This is a genomic window from Catellatospora sichuanensis (genome assembly GCF_007483665.1).
Lineage (GTDB): Bacteria > Actinomycetota > Actinomycetes > Mycobacteriales > Micromonosporaceae > Catellatospora > Catellatospora sichuanensis.
Genome location: NZ_ML660184.1, coordinates 245,665 through 264,472, shown reverse-complemented (window position 1 = coordinate 264,472; position 18,808 = coordinate 245,665). Strand labels below are relative to the sequence as shown.

The window sequence follows — 18,808 nt, the reverse complement described above, 5'->3', positions numbered from 1 at the left end:
GGCCCATTGTCCTAAACAGATGGACGCGCCGGGTCGGTGGTGGGGTGTCGGTCAGGCGCAGACCGCGCCGTTGAGGCGGACGTTGCTCGGAGCCGGTGAGGACGGGCCGGTCGCGGTGAAGCCGATCGTCGCCGTGGCGCTCGGGGCCAGCGACGGGCTCCAGCTCGGCGCGGCGGCGGTGAACGTGGTGCCGCTCTGGGTCACCGTCGCGTTCCAGCCGTTGGTCAGAGTGACTCCGCTCGGCACGGTCCAGGTCACCGACCACGGGTTGACGGCGCTGCTCCCGGTGTTGGTCACCCGCACCTCGGCCTGGTAGCCGCCCTGCCAGGAGTTGGTGATCACGACGGCCTTCGTGCAGGCCCCGGTGCCGGGACTCGGCGGCGCGGACGGTGAGGCCGACGGCGAGACCGACGGCGACGGGGGCCGCGAGGGGGACACCGACGGGGACGGCGACGGCGGCCGGGACGGCGAGATCGACGGCGACGGGCCCGGTGTGGTCGGGTTCGGGTTGCCCGACGGCGGGTTCAGGTACGGCTGGAGGATGTTGTACTTGGTCTGGTTGATCGAGTACCAGTCGTCCAGCGCGATGCCGCCGGTGTCACCGGAGTTCGGGTTCCACGACCAGTACGTGAACGACAGCCCGTTCTCGCCGATGTAGCTCATCAGCTTGGTCAGCCACTGCGTGTCCAGCGGGTTGGCCAGCGTGCTGCCGAACTCGCCGACCAGGATCGGGGCGACGTTCTGCTTGGCGATCTTGCCCCAGAAGAAGTCCCAGACCGCGGGCAGGTTGTTCGGGAAGTTCGGGTCGTTGAACCACTTCTGCCGGTCGAACACGGAGATGCCGTAGTCGTGCGGGGCGTAGACGAGCCGGTTGGCGACGTTCAGGCGTACCGGCTTGTCGATCGCGGCGGACAGGTTGCCGCCCCACCAGTCGCAGGCCATCGGGTCGTCGGGGATGTTGTCCCACTCGTTGGCGACGCCACCGGACAGGCAGCTCACCCCCTCGACGAAGATCAGCCAGTTGGGGTTGGTCGCCAGGACCGCGTTGCCGATCCGCTCCGCGGCCAGCCGCCAGTCGCGGGCCTGCACGTCGCAGCCCCAGCAGGCGCCGGTCGCGTTCGGGTCGGTGCCCTCGGCGTGCGGCTCGTTGAACAGGTCGGCCCCGATCACCGTCGAGTTGCCGGCGTACCGCTGGGCGAGCATCTGCCAGTCGGCGATCATGCTGGCTTCGGAGACCGACGCGGTGTACCAGAGCGGGGTCTGCCCGGCCGCGGTCGGCCGGTGCCGGTCCAGGATGACCCGCATGCCCTTGGTGCCCGCGTAGTTGACGACCTTGTCGAGGATCTGCAGCGGCGAGTTGCCGACCAGGTCGGGGTTGGTGAAGTCGTTGATGCCGGTGGCGACCGCCCCGGCTTTGAGCGCGTCCCCGGAGTACGGCACGCGCAGGGTGTTGAAGCCCAGCGAGGCCATCCGGTCGAGCTGGCCCTTCCAGGTGGCGGGCGCGTTGGCCCACAGGCCGTGGAAGGTCTTGTTGTCGGTCTCCATGCCGAACCAGTTGATGCCGGTCAGGCGCACCGTACGGCCGGTACTGTCGACGATGTTGCGGCCGCTGGTGCGCAGGTAACCCGTGCCGGTGTCGGCATTGGCGGGTTCGGCGGAGAAGGTGATCGCCACGAGGGCGGTGGCCGCGGCGGCGAGCACGGCGGCCAGGGCGGCGGTGACCGCGGTCGTGCGAGTCTTCCAACGCATTTCGGATTGCTCCATCCACAACGGACGTGCGTGATCGGGAAATGCGTGCCTGCCCTGGCTCCGGGTACATCGTGCACCGCCGATGGCGTACACAGCAAGGGGCGGCCGCTCGCGCGACCGCCCCTTTGTCGTTCAGCTGTAGGTCAGCTCGACTTCTCGGCCAGGGCCAGGAAGTTCCGCTTGCCGGCCAGGGCCTGCTCGGCCTCCTTGATGCGCTTGGCGTCGCCGGCGGCCTGCGCCCGCTCCAGCCGCGCCTCGGCCTCGGCGACCTGCTCGCGCATCTGCTTGAGCAGCGGGTTCGCCGACGGCTCGGTACGCCGCCAGGCGGCGTCCATCGCGTCGCGCACCTTGTCCTCGACCGCGCGCAGGCGGCGGTCGAGGCCGGCCACGTTCTCGCGGGGGACGCGGCCGGTGTCGTGCCACTGGCCCTGGATGTCGCGCAGCAGGTTCTGCGCGGCCTTCGGGTCGGCGTCCACGTCGATGGCCTCGGCCTGGGTCAGCAGCTCCTGACGCCGGGTCAGCGCGGCCTTCTGCTCGTTGTCGCGGGCCGAGAAGACCTCGCTGCGGCGCGTGAAGAACGCGTCCTGCGCGGCGCGGAACCGGTCCCACAGCTTCTGCTCGGCCTCCTTGGAGGCGCGCGGCGCGGCCTTCCAGTCGGCCATGAGCTCCTTGAGCCGGGCCGCGGTGGCCGCCCAGTCGGTCGACTCGGCCAGCGACTCGGCCTCGGCGACGAGGTCGTCCTTGGCGGTCTGGGCCTGCTTGCGGGCGGCGTCGAGGGTCGCGAAGTGCCCGCCGCGACGGCGGGTGAAGCTGTCCCGGGCGACCGAGAACCGCTTCCACAGGTCACCGTCGGTCTTCTTGTCGACCCCGCGAATGGTCTTCCACTCGTCGAGGATCTCCTTGAACCGGTCGCCGGTCGCCTTCCAGCTGGTGGACTCGGCGGCGAGCTTCTCCGCCTCGTCGACCAGGGCGGTCTTGCGGGCCACGGCCTCGACCCGGGCGGCGTCGCGGGCGGCCTTGGCCTCGCCCGCCTTCTCCTCGGCCAGGGTGGTCAGGCGGTCCAGCCGGGCGGCCAGGCCGTCGATGTCGCCGACGACGTGTGCCTCGTCCAGGCCGGCGCGCAGCCGCTTGACGGTGGTCAGGGTCTGCGAGGCGTCCGCGGCCCCGGACTTGAGGCGGGTCTCGATCAGGTCGACCTCGGTGACGAGATCCTCGTACCGGCGGACGAAGTGCGCCAGCCCCTCTTCCGGGGTGCCGGCCTGCCATGATCCGACGGCGCGCTCGCCCGCGGCCGACTTCACCCAGACCGTGCCGTCCGCGTCCACCCGGCCATACGATGCCCAGTCGCTCATGATGTGCCCATCCTCGTTCTTCCCGACCGAACCTCGCCATCACGTGCGAGGTCGCCGCCACAGCGCAGTTGACCCGTTGTACCGGGGAGAGTAGTTCGTCTCTCCTTCAGCATTGTCACAGGTCCGGCTGGACGCGCGGCGCGCGCCCAGGACAAGGTGACCTTACGGGGTCCGCGCCGACACCGCACCTGCTCCGCCCCGCTGTGCAGAGCACGATCCGATTACGGTTGTCCCGTGCGGGTGAACGAGACAGGTGCGAAAACGGACGCAACGGTGATCGCGGTGGTCGGTCCCACCGCCGCGGGAAAGTCGGCGCTGTCCCTCGCGCTAGCCCACACCCTAGGCGGTGAAGTAGTCAACTGCGACTCGATGCAGTTCTACCGCGGCATGGACATCGGCACCGCCAAACTGACCCTCGCCGAGCGCGCGGGGATCCCGCACCACCTGCTCGACATCTGGCCGGTCACCGAGCCCGCCAGTGTCGCGGAGTACCAGCGCCTGGCCCGCGCGGCGATCGACGGCATCCAGGCCCGCGGCCGGGTGGCGCTGCTGGTCGGCGGGTCCGGCCTCTACCAGCGGGCCGTGCTGGAGGACTTCTCCTTCCCGGGCACCGACCCCGACGTGCGGGCGCGGCTGGAGGCCGAGCTGGCCGAGGAGGGCCCCGGCCCGCTGCACGAGCGGCTGCGTGCGGCCGACCCGGCCGCCGGTGACAAGATCCTGCCGAGCAACGGCCGGCGTATCGTGCGCGCGCTGGAGGTGATCGAGCTCACCGGGCAGCCGTTCACCGCCTCGCTGCCCGACCCGGTGCCGGTGTACCCGGTCCTCCAGCTCGCGGTGGATCGCGCCGACCTCGACGTGCGGGTCGAGCAGCGGGTGGACAAGATGTGGGCCGACGGGCTGGTCGACGAGGTGCGCGGGCTGCTGCCGGAAGGGCTGGCGGGCAGCCTGACCGCGTCGCGGGCGCTCGGCTACCAGCAGGTCCTGGCGTACCTTGACGGTAGGTGCACCGAGCAGCAGGCCCACGACGACACCGTCACCGGCACGCGCCGGTTCGTCCGGCGCCAGCGCTCGTGGCTGCGCCGAGACCCCTCGGTACGCTGGCTCGACGGCGCAGCCCCCGACCTGGTGGCGCAGGCGCTGCGGATGGTGAGGGAGACGCCGTGAAGTTCACCAAGGGGCACGGCACCGGCAACGACTTCGTGATCATCGAGGATCTCGAGGGCACCGTCGAATTGACGCCCGCCCTCGTCGCGGCCCTGTGCGACCGGCGGTTCGGCATCGGCGGCGACGGCGTGCTGCGGGTGCAGCCGTCGAGCGATCCCGGCGCCCGCTTTTTCATGGACTACTGGAACTCCGACGGCTCGCTGTCGGAGATGTGCGGCAACGGCGTGCGTGTCTTCGCGCGCTACCTGTACACCACCGGCCTGGCCGGTGACGAGATCCCGCTGTCCACCCGGGGCGGGCTGCGCACCGCGTACGTCGAAGGAGACCTGGTCCGGGTCGACATGGCCCCGCCCGCGCTGCTCGGCACGTCCACCGCGGTGATCGACGGGGTGAGCTACCCGGGCCTGGCGATCTCCATGGGCAACCCGCACCTGGTCTGCGACGTGCCCGCCGAGGTGGCCGAAGCCGTCGACCTGTCCCGTGCCCCGCAGACCGACCCTGAGCTGTTCCCGGCCGGGGTCAACGTCGAGTTCTCGGTCAAGCTCGCCGAGGACCACCGGCGCATGCGGGTGTACGAGCGCGGTTCCGGCGAGACCATGTCCTGCGGCACCGGCGCGACCGCCGTCGGCGTCGCCGCCCTGCACACCAGCGGCCGCGACACCGGCACGGTCACCGTCGACGTGCCCGGGGGCCGCCTCGAGGTCACCCGCGACGAGCGCACCTCCTGGCTGGCGGGCCCCGCCGTCCTCACCTTCACCGGCGAACTCGACCCCACGTCCCTCGTCCGCCGCCCCTGACTTCCGGCGCGCGCAAGATCGCTGGATTTGCCCGGCAAGTGGGCGAAAGGCGGGTCAAGATACGCCCACCTGCCAGGCAAGTCGGATGATCTTGGCTACGCCTCCGGGGTCGGGGACGGGTCGGAGTCCAGGAGGGAGGCGGTGGTGGACTGCTGGGCCACCGCGCGGACGGCGGCCGCGACCGCGGGGGCGACGCGGGGGTCGAACACGCTCGGCACGATGACGCTGGGGTTGAGCTTCTCCTCGCCGACCACGTCCGCGATGGCCACAGCGGCGGCCAGTGCCATCTCCTCGGTGAACTCCCTGGCCTGCGCATCGAGCATGCCGCGGAACACGCCGGGGAAGGCCAGCACGTTGTTGATCTGGTTGGGCTGGTCGGAGCGCCCGGTGGCGACCACCGCGGCGTGCTTGCGGGCCTCCCGAGGGTCGACCTCCGGGTCGGGGTTGGCCAGCGCGAACACGATCGCGTTCGGGGCCATCCGGGCGATGTCGTCGCCGGTCAGCAGGTTGGGCGCGCTGACGCCGATGAACACGTCGGCGCCCACGATCGCGCCGGGCAGGTCGCCGGAGTAGCCGTCCTTGTTGGTGTGCTCGACCAGCCACTGCCAGTTGGGGCCGAGGTTGGCCATGTCGCGGTGCAGCGCGCCGCGGCGGTCGTACGCGATGACGTCGCCGACGCCCTGGCGCAGCAGCAGCTTCATGATCGCGGTGCCCGCCGCGCCCGCGCCGGAGACGACGACCTTGACGTCGGCGAGCTTCTTGCCGACGACGCGCAGCGCGTTGGTCAGCGCGGCCAGCACGCAGATCGCGGTGCCGTGCTGGTCGTCGTGGAAGACCGGGATGTCGAGCATCTCGCGCAGCCGGGCCTCGATCTCGAAGCAGCGCGGCGCGGCGATGTCCTCCAGGTTGATGCCGCCGTACACCGGGGCGATCGCCTTGACGATCTTGATGATCTCCTCGGTGTCCTGGGTGTCCAGGCAGACCGGCCAGGCGTCGACCCCGCCGAAGCGCTTGAACAGGGCGGCCTTGCCCTCCATCACCGGCAGCGCGGCGGCCGGGCCGAGGTTGCCCAGGCCGAGCACGGCCGAGCCGTCGGTGACGACCGCGACGGTGTTGCGCTTGATGGTCAGCCGGCGGGCGTCCTCGGGGTTGTCGGCAATGGCCTGGCAGACCCGGGCGACACCCGGGGTGTACGCCCGGGACAGCTCGTCACGCGTCTTCAGGTTGACCTTGGAGGTGACCTCGATCTTGCCCCCGAGGTGGAGCAGGAAGGTGCGGTCGGAGACCTTGCGGACCTCCACGCCCTCCATCGCCTCCAGGGTCTTGACGACCTGGTCGGCGTGGGCGCTGTCGGCGGTGTCGCAGGTGACGTCGGCGACCACGCGGACGTGGTCCGAGTCGACCACGTCGACCGCGGTGACGATGGCGCCCGCCTCGCCTACCGCCATGGTGAGCCGGCCGATCGCCGAGGAGTCGGCGATCACCGCCACGCGTACGGTGATGGAGTATCCGGCGCTGGGCAGGCGGGTAGTGGGCACGATGTCGCCTTTCGTGGAGTCAGTCTGTTTTATTTTCCCACTTCGTGGGCACGGCTCCTGCACCGCCTGCTGAACCCTGCGGTAACCCCTGACGACGTTCACCGCGTCGAGCGGGTAACACAGGTGCGCTTCGGGTAGTTCCGTGCCAACCTTGAAGCCGACAGATCGAGAGACGAAGGAGCAGATTTGCCTACTTTCCCCGACATCCTGGTGGCCGAAGAGACCACCGGTGACCTTGAACTCTCGGAGCGGCATTCGCTGCGCCGGGTGGCCGGGCTCTCCACCGAGCTCGCCGATGTCACCGAGGTCGAATACCGGCAGCTGCGGCTGGAACGGGTGGTGCTGGTGGGCGTCTGGACCTCCGGCACCGTCGTGGACGCGGAGAACTCCCTCGCGGAGCTCGCCGCGCTCGCGGAGACCGCCGGCTCGCAGGTGCTCGAAGGCCTGATCCAGCGGCGCAGCCAGCCTGACGCCGCGACATTCATCGGCCGCGGCAAGGTGGACGAGCTGAAGGCGGCGGTGGAGTCGACCGGCGCGGACACCGTGATCTGCGACGGCGAGCTGTCCCCGAGCCAGCTGCGCAACCTGGAGCAGAAGATCAAGGTCAAGGTGGTCGACCGGACCGCGCTGATCCTGGACATCTTCGCCCAGCACGCCAAGAGCAAGGAGGGCAAGGCCCAGGTCGAGCTGGCGCAGCTGCAGTACCTGGTGCCGCGCCTGCGAGGCTGGGGCGAGGCCCTGTCGCGGCAGACCGGTGGTTCCGGTCGCGGCGGCGGCGCGGGCGGCGGCGTGGGTCTGCGCGGTCCCGGTGAGACGAAGCTGGAGACCGACCGCAGGCGTATCCGCACCCGGATCGCCAAGCTCAAGCGGGAGATCACCGCGATGGGGGTCATCCGCGACACCAAGCGGGCCGGCCGGCGCCGCAACACGGTGCCGTCGGTGGCCATCGCCGGGTACACCAACGCGGGCAAGTCCAGCCTGCTCAACCGGCTCACCGGAGCCGGGTTGCTGGTCGAGGACGCGCTGTTCGCGACCCTGGACACGGCGACCCGGCGCACCGAGGCGCGCGACGGCCGGGTGTACACCCTGTCGGACACGGTCGGTTTCGTGCGGCACCTGCCGCACCAGCTGGTCGAGGCGTTCCGCTCCACGCTGGAGGAGGTCGCCTACGCGGACCTGGTGGTGCACGTGGTCGACGGGGCCCACCCGGACCCCGAGGAGCAGGTGCGGGCCGTGCGCGAGGTGCTGGCCGAGGTCGGCGCGGACCGGCTGCCCGAGCTGCTGGTGGTCAACAAGGCCGATGCCGCCCCGCAGGAGATGCTGCTGCGGCTCAAGCGGGAGTGGCCGGACGCGGTGTTCGTGTCGGCCCGGACCGGGCAGGGCATCGAGGAGCTGCGCGAGATCATCGAGTCGAAGCTGCCGGTCCCGGCGGTGGAGGTCGTCGCCTGCGTCCCGTACGACCGGGGCGATCTGGTGGCGAAGGTCCACCGCAGGGGTGAGGTGCTGGCGTCGGGACACACCGCCGCCGGGACCCAGTTGAAGGTCCGCGTGGACCGCGAGCTGGCTGCTGAGCTGGGCGTTTATGTGATTACAGAAAGTGACTGGGTTACCGACGCATCGTGACGTATTAATCGCGTTACACGGGACAGTGCCCAGTCGTGGCAAACTGTCCGGATGCGGTTAACGGGAATCCTGGTGAAGGCAGGTGCGGCCACTTTCGCGGCTGCGCTCGGAGTCGGGCTGCTCAGCGCCCCCGCGGGGGCCGCGCCCAGCCCGGCTCCGAGCGGTGCGGCGGGAGAGAAGGTCGTGCCGGGCACGCCGGCCTGCACCATCGTGTCCCCCGCCAAGGACCCGGGCATGAACGAGCTGTCCGGGCTGGTCCACACGGGAAACGCGTACTACGTGATCAACGACAGTGCCGAGCCCACCGCGAAGATGAAGCTGTTCAAGCTCAACGCGGCCTGCAAGGTGACGAACACGTACAAGTACAACAACACCCCGGTCGATCCGGAGGACATCGCGGTCGCCCCGGACGGGGCGATCTGGATCGCCGACACCGGTGACTCGAAGATCAACAACGAGAACTTCACCGTCTCCCACACCCGCGACCGGGTCGCGCTGTGGAAGTTCGCCGCAGGCAGGATGACCGGCCCCTTCCGGCTGTCCTACCCGGCGAAGAAGTTCGACTCCGAGGCGCTGATCATCGACTCCGAGGGCAAGCCGATCCTCGTCACCAAGGACTGGGACTTCACTGCCGCCGAGGGGAAGACGTACCTCTTCGCGCCGACCGGGCCGCTGGTCGCGGGCGGTGAGCCGACGCCGATGAAGGAACTGGGCTCGCTCACCCTGCCGCGCACGCAGACCGCCAACCCGATGGGCGGCCTGGGCCGCCGGCAGGTGACCGGCGCGGCCAAGAACGCCGACGGCACCAAGGTCGTGCTGCGCACGTACGCCGACGCGTTCGAGTGGGACGTCAAGGGCAACGACATCGTCGGCGCGCTGACCAAGGACAAGCCGCGGGTCACACACCTGCCGGAGGAGCCGTTCGGCGAGGCCATCACGTACGGGCCCGGGGGCAAGTTCGTCACCGTCTCGGAGACCGAGCAGACCCGCACCAAGACGGCAGACCCGCAGAAGCCGGTGATGCTGAGCTACACCCCGTCCGAGAAGGAGTTCTTCGAGCAGGCCCCCGAGAAGGGCCCCGAGAAGGCGGGCAAGGCCTGGTACCTCAGCCTCTTCAGCGACATCAGCCAGCTCTACATGGCGCTGGCCGGGGTCGGCGTGTTCGGGGTGCTGCTGGTGGTGCTCGGCGTGGTCGGCGTGATCAAGGGCCGCAAGCGCAAGGGCCGCAAGGGCGGCGACGTCGACGACGGTCTCGAGCCGGCCGACAACTCGGAAACCACCATGCTGGCGCCGGTCGGCGGCGGCTACCAGTCCGGCTACTACGCGGAGCAGGGCGGCGGCTACGGCCCGGGTCACGGCCAGCAGTACGGCGGCCAGGGCTACGGCCAGCCGGGCGGCTACGACCCGAACTACGGTGGCGGCCAGCAGGTGTACGCGGGCAACGGCTACGAGGGCGGCGGCCAGCAGGGCTACGACCCCGGCTACGGCAACCAGGGCTACGGCAACCAGGGCCAGGGCCAGCCGGGCTACGGCCAGCAGCCGGGTTACGGCCAGCAGTACGGCGGCCACCAGCAGTACCAGGGCCAGCAGTACGGCGGCCAGGTGCCCGGTGACGGCGTCTACCAGCCCGAGCCCGCCTACTACCCGGCGGACGGCGGCCACCCGAACCAGCAGGGCTACGAGCAGTACCGCTGAGGAACAAGGAAGCGGCCCGCCCCCGATCAGGGGCGGGCCGCTTCCTTGTTGCCAGGACTCAGACGCGGCGCATCACGAAGACGACCTTGCCGAGGATGACCGCGGCGTCGCCGGGGATCGGGTCGTAGGCCGGGTTGCGCGGCATCAGCAGCACGTGGCCCTCGCGCAGCCGGTAGACCTTGACCGTGGCCTCGCCGTCGATCATCGCCGCGACGATGTCGCCGTTCTCGGCGTTGGGCTGCTGGCGCACCACGACCCAGTCGCCGTCGCAGATCGCGGCCTCGATCATCGAGTCGCCCTTGACCTGGAGCGAGAAGAGCGTGCCCTGGCCGACCAGCTCGCGCGGCAGCGGCAGCACCTCCTCGATCGACTCCTCGGCCAGGATCGGCCCGCCGGCGGCGATGCGGCCCAGCAGCGGCACGTATGCCGGGGTGGGCCGGGCCAGCAGGGCAGCGGCCTCCTCGTCGGGGTCGACCGGGGTGCGCACGTCCACCGCGCGCGGGCGCGACGGGTCGCGGCGCAGGAAGCCTTTCCGCTCCAGCTCCTTGAGCTGGTAGGCGACCGAGGACGGGGAGACCAGGCCGACGGCCTCGCCGATCTCGCGCACGGTCGGCGGGTAGCCGTGCTGCTCCACCCACTCGCGGATGACGGCGAGGATGCGCTTCTGGCGGCTGCTCAGGTCGGCGGCCTGCAGGTCGGCGGGGGAGGCGCTGGTCGCGGCGACCGCGCGCAGAGGCCCCGCGCCGGCAGGCGCCGCGGGCGACCGGCCGGGCCGGGACGCTCGCTCAGTGGGGGACATGTCGGACCTCCGGTGGATCGTGACAAGTGAACAGCGACTCTCACCGGACACACTAATGCGACATGATGTCAGTTTCAAACATCTGTACGACTCTGTCGACGGTGTCACGCATGTTTCACGAGTGGGTGACGGTGCGTGTTGTTGTCCGCGACACGCCACTCGCAAGGGCGTTTCAACTTGCCTACGCGTCGGTTGGGGCATAGGTTCAACCCCAACATCTTGTGGTGGCACTGAGCCGACCACCCATAGATTGGGGTAAGAGCCCGATCTGGGGGTATGGCCGTACCCCCGCATCCGCACCCACCCCCGGGCGCCCGCGACGACGCGGACGCCGGCGGTGCCGTGCCTGGACGCGGGTCGGGAAACCGCCCAAGAGGACGACGACGTGGGAGGTGACAGCGATGCGATGCCCGTACTGCAGGCACCCGGACTCCCGCGTGGTGGACTCCCGGGAGGCCGACGACGGCCAGCTCATCCGCCGCCGCCGGCACTGCCCCGAATGTGGCAAGCGGTTCACCACGGTCGAGGAGTCGGTGCTGGCAGTGGTCAAGCGCAGCGGGGTGACCGAGCCGTTCAGCCGCGTGAAGATCATGGGCGGCGTGCGCAAGGCCTGCCAGGGCCGGCCGGTCGACGAGGACGCCATCGCGCTGCTGGCGCAGCGGGTGGAGGAGGCGGTCCGCGCGCGGGGGGCGGCGGAGGTGCCCAGCGGGGAGGTCGGGCTGGCCATCCTTGGGCCGCTGCGCGACCTGGACGAGGTGGCCTACCTGCGCTTCGCCAGCGTGTACCAGGATTTCCAGTCCGCCGACGACTTCATCCGGGAGATCGAGGCACTGCGTGCCGCGGTTAAAAACCCGGCGGCTGGGCAAGAGCCAGCCGAACTCACCGCCGACGAGGCCGACAGCGGTATGCCCGCCGGTCACGTCGCGAGCTGAGCGACGGCATCAGAACGTGCAGTTGATTGTTGTTGAGTAGAGAACTGAGGGGGCTGACGATGGGGGAGAACGCCACGGCGAGCGCGAAGCGCACGCGGGCGAACGCCGGAGGTCTGAAGATCGAGCGGGTGTGGACGACCGAGGGCGTGCATCCGTACGACGAGATCACCTGGGAGCGCCGGGACGTCGTGATGACGAACTGGCGTGACGGCTCGATCAATTTCGAGCAGCGCGGGGTCGAGTTCCCCGACTTCTGGAGCGTCAACGCGACGAACATCGTGACGACGAAGTACTTCCGCGGCGCGGTGGACACCCCCGAGCGGGAGTGGAGCCTCAAGCAGCTGGTGGACCGGGTCGCCAAGACCTACCGGGCCGCCGGTGAGAAGCACGGCTACTTCGCCACCCCCGCCGACGCGGAGCTGTTCGAGCACGAGCTGGTCTGGATGCTGGTGCACCAGGTGTTCAGCTTCAACTCGCCGGTCTGGTTCAACGTGGGCACCGCCAGCCCGCAGCAGGTCAGCGCCTGCTTCATCCTGTCCGTGGACGACTCGGTCGACTCCATCATGGACTGGTACAAGGAAGAGGGCCTGATCTTCAAGGGCGGCTCCGGTTCCGGCGTCAACCTCTCCCGCATCCGCGCCAGCAAGGAGCTGCTCTCCTCGGGCGGCACCGCCTCCGGCCCGGTCAGCTTCATGCGCGGCGCCGACGCCTCGGCCGGCACCATCAAGTCCGGCGGCGCCACCCGCCGCGCGGCCAAGATGGTCATCCTCGACGTGGACCACCCGGACATCGAGGAGTTCATCGCGACCAAGGCGCGCGAGGAGGACAAGATCCGCGCGCTGCGCGACGCCGGTTTCGACATGGACCTGGGCGGCCGCGACATCGTCAGCGTGCAGTACCAGAACGCCAACAACTCGGTGCGCGTCTCCGACGAGTTCATGTCCGCGGTCGAGGAGGGCAAGAGCTTCGACCTGCTGGGCCGCCTCGACGGCCGGGTCATCGACACCGTCGACGCCAAGGGCCTGTTCCGCAAGCTGGCCGAGGCCGCCTGGGCCTGCGCCGACCCGGGCATCCAGTACGACGACACCATCAACGACTGGCACACCTGCTCGGAGACCGGCCGCATCACGGCCAGCAACCCGTGCTCGGAGTACCTGCACCTGGACGACACGTCCTGCAACCTGGCCTCGCTGAACCTGCTCAAGTTCCTCGGCACGGACGGCTCGTTCGACGTGGCGCGGTTCTCGAAGTCGGTCGAGTTCGTGATCACCGCGATGGACATCTCCATCTGCTTCGCGGACTTCCCGACCCAGAAGATCACCGAGAACACCCGGGCCTACCGGCAGCTCGGCATCGGCTACGCCAACCTGGGCGCGCTGCTCATGGCGTCGGGCCTGCCGTACGACTCCGAGGGCGGCCGCCAGCTGTCCGCCGCGATCACCGCGCTGATGACCGGCGTGGCCTACCGGCGCTCGGCGGAGCTGGCCGGCGTCGTCGGCGCGTACGACGGATACGCCCGCAACGCCACCCCGCACCAGCGGGTCATGCGCAAGCACGCCTCCGCCGCCGAAGCCCTCAAGCCGCAGGGTCCGGTCGCGACCCTGGTGGCCAAGGAGGCGCAGAAGCAGTGGAAGGCGGGCAACGCCCTCGGTGAGAAGCAGGGCTGGCGCAACTCCCAGGCCAGCGTGCTCGCCCCCACCGGCACCATCGGCTTCATGATGGACTGCGACACCACCGGCGTGGAGCCGGACCTGGCGCTGGTCAAGTTCAAGAAGCTCGTCGGCGGCGGCTCGATGCAGATCGTCAACCAGACCGTGCCGCGCGCCCTGCGCAACCTGGGCTACCAGGAGGAGCAGGTCGAGGCGATCACCGAGTTCATCGCCGAGCACGGCCACGTCGTGGACGCCCCCGGCCTCAAGCCGGAGCACTACGCGGTCTTCGACTGCGCGATGGGCGAGCGCTCGATCGCGCCGATGGGCCACGTGCTGATGATGGCCGCGGTGCAGCCCTTCATCTCCGGCGCGATCAGCAAGACCGTCAACATGCCGGAGTCGGCGACGGTCGAAGAGGTCGAGCAGATGTACTTCGACGGATGGCGCCTGGGCCTCAAGGCCCTGGCCATCTACCGGGACAACTGCAAGGTCGGCCAGCCGCTGTCGGTCTCCAAGAAGGAGGCTCCGGCCGCCACGGCCGTCGCCCCCGTCTCCGCGCCGGTCGTGGAGAAGGTCATCGAGTACCGCCCGGTGCGCAAGCGCCTGCCGAAGAAGCGTCCGTCGCAGACGGTCTCCTTCACCGTCGGCGAGGCCGAGGGCTACCTGACCGCGTCGTCGTACCCCGACGACGGCCTCGGTGAGGTCTTCCTCAAGCTGGGCAAGCAGGGCTCGACCCTGGCCGGTGTCATGGACGCGTTCTCGATCGCCGTCTCCGTCGCGCTGCAGTACGGCGTGCCGCTGCAGACGTACGTCGAGAAGTTCATGAACATGAAGTTCGAGCCCGCCGGCATGACCGACGACCCGGACATCCGCCTGTCGAACTCGGTGATGGACTACATCTTCCGCCGCCTGGCGCTCGACTTCCTGCCCTACGAGCAGCGGGCCGAGCTGGGCGTCTTCACCGCCGCCGAGCGCGCCGCGCGGCTGCGGGCCGAGGAGGAGGGCGTGGAGTGGGTGCCGCAGGCAGCCGCCGCCGCCCCGTCGGCCGTGGTCCCGGCCGCCCCGGTGCGGGTCGGCTCCTCGACCGAGGTGCTGGAGTCCATCACGGGCAAGGCGTCGGACGCGCCGCTGTGCTACACCTGCGGCACCAAGATGCGCCCCGCGGGCAGCTGCTACGTCTGCGAGGGCTGCGGCTCCACCAGCGGCTGCAGCTGAGCACCCCCGGCGGTATGAGCCGGTGACGTGACGAGAGAACGGGATCGGGCCCTGGGCCCGGTCCCGTTCCCCGTTTTCCGGGGCGGCGGGGTCGGTCGGCCGGTCGTAGGGTCGGTGGATGCCGACCCTCCCCGAGATCCCCGGCGCGGTGCTGATCATGAAGGGTGACGACGTAATCGCGGACGTCACCAGCCCCGGCGTGACCGCGCGCACCCGTTTCCAGCTCGCCTCGGTGAGCAAGCAGTTCACCGCCGCGGCCGTGCTGCTGCAGGCCCAACGGGGCCTGCTGCGCCTGGACGACCCCGTCGGGCGGTGGATCGGCGGCTGCCCGCCGTCATGGCAGGACATCACGCTGCACCACCTGCTGGCGCACTCGTCGGGGCTCGGTCACTGGGACGAGTACCCGATGATCGACCTGTTCCGGTGGGTGCCGCCGGCCGAGTTGCTGAAGACGTTCCACGAGGTGCCGCAGCTGTTCGCGCCCGGCGGCGGTTGGCACTACAGCAGCCCCGGGTACGTACTGCTGGCGCACGTGGCGGAGCGGGCCGCGGACACGCCGTACCGGGAATTGCTGGAGCGGGAGATCTTCACCCCGCTGGGGCTCGCGGACACGTTCGTCGGGGAGCCGGGCGACCGGACGGACCTCGCCGTCGGCCTCGGCGAGGACGGCCTGCCGACGCCGTCGTTCGAGCTGGACGTGGTGGGGATGGGGGCGGGCGACCTCTGGTCCACCACCGGCGACGTGGTCCGCTGGATCGACGGGCTGCGGGCCGGGCGGCTGCTCGACGAACACCACCTCGGGCTGATGCTGTCCGAGCAGGCTCCCACCGGTGGCCGTCCGGAGGCCAGCGGGTACGGCTACGGCTGGGTCGTCGGGACCTTCGACGGCCGGGCCTGGTTCCACCACTCCGGCGGCAACGGCGGCTTCCGCACCTACAACGCCTGCGTACCGGCCTCGAACCACCGCATCGTGATCCTCAGCAACGCCGAGACGACCACGGCGGCCATCCTGAACGACGTGCTGATCGCCGCTCTCACCTGACCTCCGACTTAAGTCCGCCGAAGGGTCCTGAGCTTCAGGCGAGCCAGGTGGCGGGGTCGTGGGCGAAGAGGACGCGCTGCGGGTCGAGGGTGGCGAGGCGGTCCAACCAGGGGTGGTACGGCGGGAGCGGGTCGGCGGCCCCGTCGGCGGCGGCCCGGCGGGCGAGCTGTGCGCAGCTGAAGTCGGTGGCCAGGTCATAGGCCTGCCCGGCCAGCACGGTGGTGACGCCGTCGGGACCGCGTACCACCAGGCTCTGGTGCCCGGCGGTGTGGCCGGGCGTCGGGACGGTCCACACGCCGGGGCTGATCTCAGCCTCGCCGTCGAGCTCCCGGTAGTCGACGCCGGGGAAGTCGACCAGGTGGTCGAAGGTGTAGTTCCCGGCGCGCGCGGTCGCCAGCTCGGTTCGCTGCGTGAACACGGGGCGGCCGGGCAGCAGCGGGTTGCCGCCGCAGTGGTCGAAGTGCAGGTGGCAGTTGACGACCAGGGCGATGTCGTCGAGGCGTGCGCCCGCGTCGGCCAGCGCCTGCGGCAGCGGGCGGCGGTGCGGCCGGTAGTGCGCCTCGGTCTCGTCGTCGCCGCGGCCCAGGCCGGTGTCGAACAGGAGGAGCCCGTCCGCGCTGTCCACCAGGTAGGCCAGGGCCGCTTCGACCCTCGGATGTGGACCTCCGGCCTCCTCGGCGGGCCGGATGAAGTAGCCGAGATCGAGTCTGCGTACCGCGTTGTCGCCCGCCATCACGCCATCCTGGCACCGATCACGAATTGTCGGGGGAGCTGCCTAACCTTCGCGCCATGAATTCGTGGCACCACGCGTTGTCGGCCGCCCGCAAGTGGGGCGGCGAGCCGGAGGACTACCTGGCCATCGAGGAGTTCATCGACTCCTCGAAGCAGATCATCGGCGACGTCCGGCACCGCTCGATGTACCACCACACCGCGGGCGTCTACCTGTGCCAGCGCATCTTCGGCGACACGCTGCAGGTGGGGCGCAAGCGCATCCCGGTCCGGCTGATCGCCGAGCGGCACATCCTGGAGGACCTGGGCTGGCTGCCCTCGCCCGCCGACTACATCGCCGGCATGGCGCTCAAGCCGTGGATGTCGGGCGCGCAGCGCAAAGAGGTGCCGTTGTCGACGTTGTTGGGAGAGGACCACCGATGAGCCACACGAGTTTCCTGGGCATCCCGGTCGAGGGTGAGATCACCAGGAGCGACCGGGTGCCGCAGCGCCCGCTGTCGGACCTGCGGCCGCTGCTGACGGCGGTGCTGGACGACGACGCGATCGTGGAGTTCGGCTGGCAGCAGTACACGCCGTATTTCAACGACGGCGACACGTGCGAGTTCGATGCGCACTCGTTCTGGGTGCGTACGGTTTCGGACGCCGCGCGCGACGATCTGCACGTGCTGGGGGTCGGCAAGTACTGCGGCCTGCATCCGACCCTGGGCGGACGCTGCCTGCCGGACCACGGCACGTATCCGCGGGCCGAGTTGCCATACGAAGGCAATGAGCAGGAGCGCTACGAGCGGGTGCGGGCGCTGGCGGACGCCGTCTGGGACGGCGAGTTCGACGACGTGCTGCTGGAGGCGTTCGGCGACCACGCCACGGTGACCGTCCGGCGCACCGGCATCACGGTCGAGTACTACGAACACGAGTGACCGGCGGCGGGTTCGGTCGCTGAGCCGGCGACGCGGTCGCCGCGACGGAGCGCGGGGTCCGGGGCCGGACGGGCAACGGTGTCCGGCCCCGGTGCCTGCCCTCGGCCGGCCCGGCCTCAGGCGCCCATCGCGTCGGCGATGCGCAGGTGCGGGCGGGCCTCGTCGTGGCGGCTCTGCCGCTGGAGGCAGCGGCCCAGCATGAGGTGGGCGTAGTGCTCGGCGGGGTCGTGGTCGAGCACCTTGCGCAGCTGATCCTCGGCCTTGTGCAGCTGGGCCGAGTGGTAGTAGGCGCGGGCCAGCAGCAGCCGGGGCGCCACGTCGTCGGGCGCTTCGTCCACCACGGGTCCCAGGATCTGGGCAGCCGTGATGTAGTCGCCGTAGTCGAAGAACAGCCTTCCGCGCTCGTACTCCTCCAGGATTCCCACGCATCGGACAACTCGCTGGATGGGCCGCGCATTCCCTGGCTAGCATCGCGGGCATGGCTCACTCGATCATCTCCCCGCCGGTCGCCTGAGGCGGACGGCGTCGCACCACTGACGTGACGGCACGGCCGTGCGTCCGGTGGCCCGTCCGCGTACGCGGAATCGTCGGCCATCGAGCAGTGGAGACAGGAAGAGATGGAGTCCGGTTCAGGGCTCGCGCCGTCGCGCGCGGGCCGGACCGCGTCGTACGGGCGCGGCATGTTCTACGTGGCGGTCGCGGCGACCGCCTGGGGCACCGGCGGCGCGGTCGCCGCGGTCCTCTACCGCACCAGCGGCCTCGGGCCGGTCGCGGTGTCCTTCTGGCGGCTGGTGCTCGGCATCGCCGTGCTGGTCGGGCTGCACCTGGCCGTCGGTGAGCGGCTCGGCGCGCGATGGCGTGACGCGCTGGTGCTCGGGGCCGGGCTGGCGGTGTACCAGACGGCGTACTACGGCTCGATCGCGTACGCCGGGCTGGCCGTCGGCACCGTGGTCACGCTCGGGGCCTGCCCTGTGGTGATCGCGCTCGCGGCCCGATGGGTGCTCGGCGAAGCGCTGACCGCGGGCCGGGTCGCCGCGGTGGCGGTGGGGCTGGCGGGGCTGGTGCTGCTGGTGGGAGGCGGCGGGCAGGCCGGGGCCGCACCGGTGCTGGGAGTGGCGTTCGGCTGCTGTCGGCGGCCGGGTACGCCGTGGTGACGATCTACTCGCGGCGGGCCGGGGGTGACCTGTCCGGGGCCACGGTCGCCTCGTTCGGGGTGGCGGCGGGCTGCCTGTTGCCGATCGCGGCGGCGGAGGGGCTGCTGCCGTCGGCGGGCGGTCCGGCGGTGCTGTCGGCGGGCGGTCCGGCGGTGCTGTCGGCGGGCGGGCTCGCGGGGACGGCCGGCTGGCTGCTGTACCTGGGGGCGGTGCCGACGGCGTTGGCGTACCGGCTGTTCTTCGCCGGGGTGGCGGCGGTCCCCGCGACGGTGACGGCGGTGGTGACGCTGGTGGAGCCGGTGGCGGGGGTGCTGATCGCGGTCGGCCTGCTGGGCGAGCGGATCACCCTGGCCGCGGCCGCCGGAGCGGCGCTGATGCTGGCGGCGGTCGCCGGCCTGGCCCGCACCGGATAGCCGCCGACCACCGTGCCCAAACCCGCAGGCCACGACC

General features: G+C 70.7%; 17 protein-coding genes. 11 read left to right on the top strand and 6 right to left on the bottom strand.

Going from position 1 to position 18,808, the window contains the following annotated elements; all coding sequences use genetic code 11:
• Positions 1-51 precede the first annotated feature (51 nt).
• Together FLL47_RS03195 and FLL47_RS03190 are read right to left on the bottom strand one after the other, a co-directional pair.
• The gene (locus tag FLL47_RS03195) at positions 52-1,749 is read right to left on the bottom strand and encodes a cellulase family glycosylhydrolase (RefSeq protein WP_144118881.1); all 1,698 of its coding nucleotides are present in this window, start codon (positions 1,747-1,749) and stop codon (positions 52-54) included.
• A 143-nt stretch (positions 1,750-1,892) separates the two neighbouring features.
• On the bottom strand, positions 1,893-3,101 hold the full coding sequence (locus FLL47_RS03190; RefSeq protein ID WP_144118880.1) for a DUF349 domain-containing protein: 1,209 nt from the start codon (positions 3,099-3,101) through the stop codon (positions 1,893-1,895).
• A gap of 234 nt (positions 3,102-3,335) precedes the next feature.
• Between FLL47_RS03190 and miaA the strand changes: the two genes are divergently transcribed.
• Positions 3,336-4,265, top strand: coding sequence for a tRNA (adenosine(37)-N6)-dimethylallyltransferase MiaA (miaA, locus tag FLL47_RS03185; RefSeq protein WP_246157466.1), 930 nt, complete (start codon positions 3,336-3,338; stop codon positions 4,263-4,265).
• Complete coding sequence (gene dapF / locus FLL47_RS03180; protein ID WP_144118878.1) at positions 4,262-5,062, top strand: diaminopimelate epimerase; 801 nt, start codon at positions 4,262-4,264, stop codon at positions 5,060-5,062. Before miaA ends, dapF begins: the two co-directional genes overlap by 4 nt.
• 95 nt (positions 5,063-5,157) lie before the next feature.
• Here dapF and FLL47_RS03175 read toward each other — a convergent pair whose 3' ends face one another.
• On the bottom strand, positions 5,158-6,600 hold the full coding sequence (locus FLL47_RS03175; protein WP_144118877.1) for a malic enzyme-like NAD(P)-binding protein: 1,443 nt from the start codon (positions 6,598-6,600) through the stop codon (positions 5,158-5,160).
• 186 nt (positions 6,601-6,786) lie between these two features.
• Here FLL47_RS03175 and hflX point away from each other — a divergent pair, with 186 nt between their 5' ends.
• Complete coding sequence (hflX, locus tag FLL47_RS03170) at positions 6,787-8,223, top strand: GTPase HflX (protein ID WP_144118876.1); 1,437 nt, start codon at positions 6,787-6,789, stop codon at positions 8,221-8,223.
• A 51-nt stretch (positions 8,224-8,274) separates the two neighbouring features.
• Positions 8,275-9,918, top strand: a complete 1,644-nt coding sequence (locus FLL47_RS03165) for a hypothetical protein (protein ID WP_144118875.1) — start codon at positions 8,275-8,277, stop codon at positions 9,916-9,918.
• A 58-nt stretch (positions 9,919-9,976) separates the two neighbouring features.
• Here the strand turns inward: FLL47_RS03165 and lexA are convergent, their stop codons facing one another.
• Positions 9,977-10,717, bottom strand: a complete 741-nt coding sequence (lexA, locus tag FLL47_RS03160; protein ID WP_144118874.1) for a transcriptional repressor LexA — start codon at positions 10,715-10,717, stop codon at positions 9,977-9,979.
• A gap of 401 nt (positions 10,718-11,118) precedes the next feature.
• On the opposite strand from lexA, the gene nrdR reads away from it, so the two are divergent.
• The 3 genes from nrdR to FLL47_RS03145 all read left to right on the top strand — a co-directional run bounded on the left by nrdR (position 11,119) and on the right by FLL47_RS03145 (position 15,558).
• Positions 11,119-11,649 (top strand): transcriptional regulator NrdR, encoded by a 531-nt coding sequence (gene nrdR / locus FLL47_RS03155; protein WP_144118873.1) that lies wholly within the window; start codon positions 11,119-11,121, stop codon positions 11,647-11,649.
• Between the two features lie 59 nt (positions 11,650-11,708).
• Entirely contained in the window at positions 11,709-14,516 is a 2,808-nt protein-coding gene (locus FLL47_RS03150; RefSeq protein WP_144118872.1) for a vitamin B12-dependent ribonucleotide reductase, read from the top strand.
• 118 nt (positions 14,517-14,634) lie between these two features.
• Positions 14,635-15,558: a serine hydrolase domain-containing protein gene (locus tag FLL47_RS03145; RefSeq protein ID WP_144118871.1), complete on the top strand. Its 924-nt coding sequence runs from the start codon at positions 14,635-14,637 to the stop codon at positions 15,556-15,558.
• A 34-nt stretch (positions 15,559-15,592) separates the two neighbouring features.
• Here the strand turns inward: FLL47_RS03145 and FLL47_RS03140 are convergent, their stop codons facing one another.
• Positions 15,593-16,291, bottom strand: coding sequence for an MBL fold metallo-hydrolase (locus FLL47_RS03140; protein WP_144118870.1), 699 nt, complete (start codon positions 16,289-16,291; stop codon positions 15,593-15,595).
• A gap of 56 nt (positions 16,292-16,347) precedes the next feature.
• Between FLL47_RS03140 and FLL47_RS03135 the strand changes: the two genes are divergently transcribed.
• Together FLL47_RS03135 and FLL47_RS03130 are read left to right on the top strand one after the other, a co-directional pair.
• Positions 16,348-16,710, top strand: a complete 363-nt coding sequence (locus tag FLL47_RS03135) for a DUF6915 family protein (RefSeq protein WP_144118869.1) — start codon at positions 16,348-16,350, stop codon at positions 16,708-16,710.
• A complete protein-coding gene (locus tag FLL47_RS03130; RefSeq protein ID WP_144118868.1) occupies positions 16,707-17,204 on the top strand; it encodes a hypothetical protein in 498 nt (165 codons plus the stop codon). The genes FLL47_RS03135 and FLL47_RS03130 overlap by 4 nt, the downstream gene beginning before the upstream one ends.
• A gap of 116 nt (positions 17,205-17,320) precedes the next feature.
• Here the strand turns inward: FLL47_RS03130 and FLL47_RS03125 are convergent, their stop codons facing one another.
• Positions 17,321-17,629, bottom strand: a complete 309-nt coding sequence (locus tag FLL47_RS03125) for a tetratricopeptide repeat protein (protein WP_144118867.1) — start codon at positions 17,627-17,629, stop codon at positions 17,321-17,323.
• A gap of 192 nt (positions 17,630-17,821) precedes the next feature.
• On the opposite strand from FLL47_RS03125, the gene FLL47_RS43535 reads away from it, so the two are divergent.
• Both FLL47_RS43535 and FLL47_RS43530 read left to right on the top strand, forming a co-directional pair.
• On the top strand, positions 17,822-18,358 hold the full coding sequence (locus tag FLL47_RS43535; RefSeq protein WP_222105946.1) for an EamA family transporter: 537 nt from the start codon (positions 17,822-17,824) through the stop codon (positions 18,356-18,358).
• Positions 18,355-18,771 (top strand): EamA family transporter, encoded by a 417-nt coding sequence (locus FLL47_RS43530; protein WP_222105945.1) that lies wholly within the window; start codon positions 18,355-18,357, stop codon positions 18,769-18,771. Before FLL47_RS43535 ends, FLL47_RS43530 begins: the two co-directional genes overlap by 4 nt.
• Positions 18,772-18,808 lie beyond the last annotated feature (37 nt).

What these genes read in the sequence shown, in the direction of transcription:
- FLL47_RS03165 (WP_144118875.1), top strand. Translation starts at nt 8,275, where the DNA reads ATGCGGTTAACGGGAATCCTGGTGAAGGCAGGTGCGGCCACTTTCGCG.
- FLL47_RS43535 (WP_222105946.1), top strand. Translation starts at nt 17,822, where the DNA reads ATGGAGTCCGGTTCAGGGCTCGCGCCGTCGCGCGCGGGCCGGACCGCG.
- FLL47_RS03130 (WP_144118868.1), top strand. Translation starts at nt 16,707, where the DNA reads ATGAGCCACACGAGTTTCCTGGGCATCCCGGTCGAGGGTGAGATCACC.
- nrdR (WP_144118873.1), top strand. Translation starts at nt 11,119, where the DNA reads ATGCGATGCCCGTACTGCAGGCACCCGGACTCCCGCGTGGTGGACTCC.
- FLL47_RS03140 (WP_144118870.1), bottom strand. Translation starts at nt 16,291, where the DNA reads ATGGCGGGCGACAACGCGGTACGCAGACTCGATCTCGGCTACTTCATC.
- FLL47_RS03135 (WP_144118869.1), top strand. Translation starts at nt 16,348, where the DNA reads ATGAATTCGTGGCACCACGCGTTGTCGGCCGCCCGCAAGTGGGGCGGC.
- FLL47_RS03195 (WP_144118881.1), bottom strand. Translation starts at nt 1,749, where the DNA reads ATGCGTTGGAAGACTCGCACGACCGCGGTCACCGCCGCCCTGGCCGCC.
- FLL47_RS03190 (WP_144118880.1), bottom strand. Translation starts at nt 3,101, where the DNA reads ATGAGCGACTGGGCATCGTATGGCCGGGTGGACGCGGACGGCACGGTC.
- FLL47_RS03150 (WP_144118872.1), top strand. Translation starts at nt 11,709, where the DNA reads ATGGGGGAGAACGCCACGGCGAGCGCGAAGCGCACGCGGGCGAACGCC.
- FLL47_RS03145 (WP_144118871.1), top strand. Translation starts at nt 14,635, where the DNA reads ATGCCGACCCTCCCCGAGATCCCCGGCGCGGTGCTGATCATGAAGGGT.
- lexA (WP_144118874.1), bottom strand. Translation starts at nt 10,717, where the DNA reads ATGTCCCCCACTGAGCGAGCGTCCCGGCCCGGCCGGTCGCCCGCGGCG.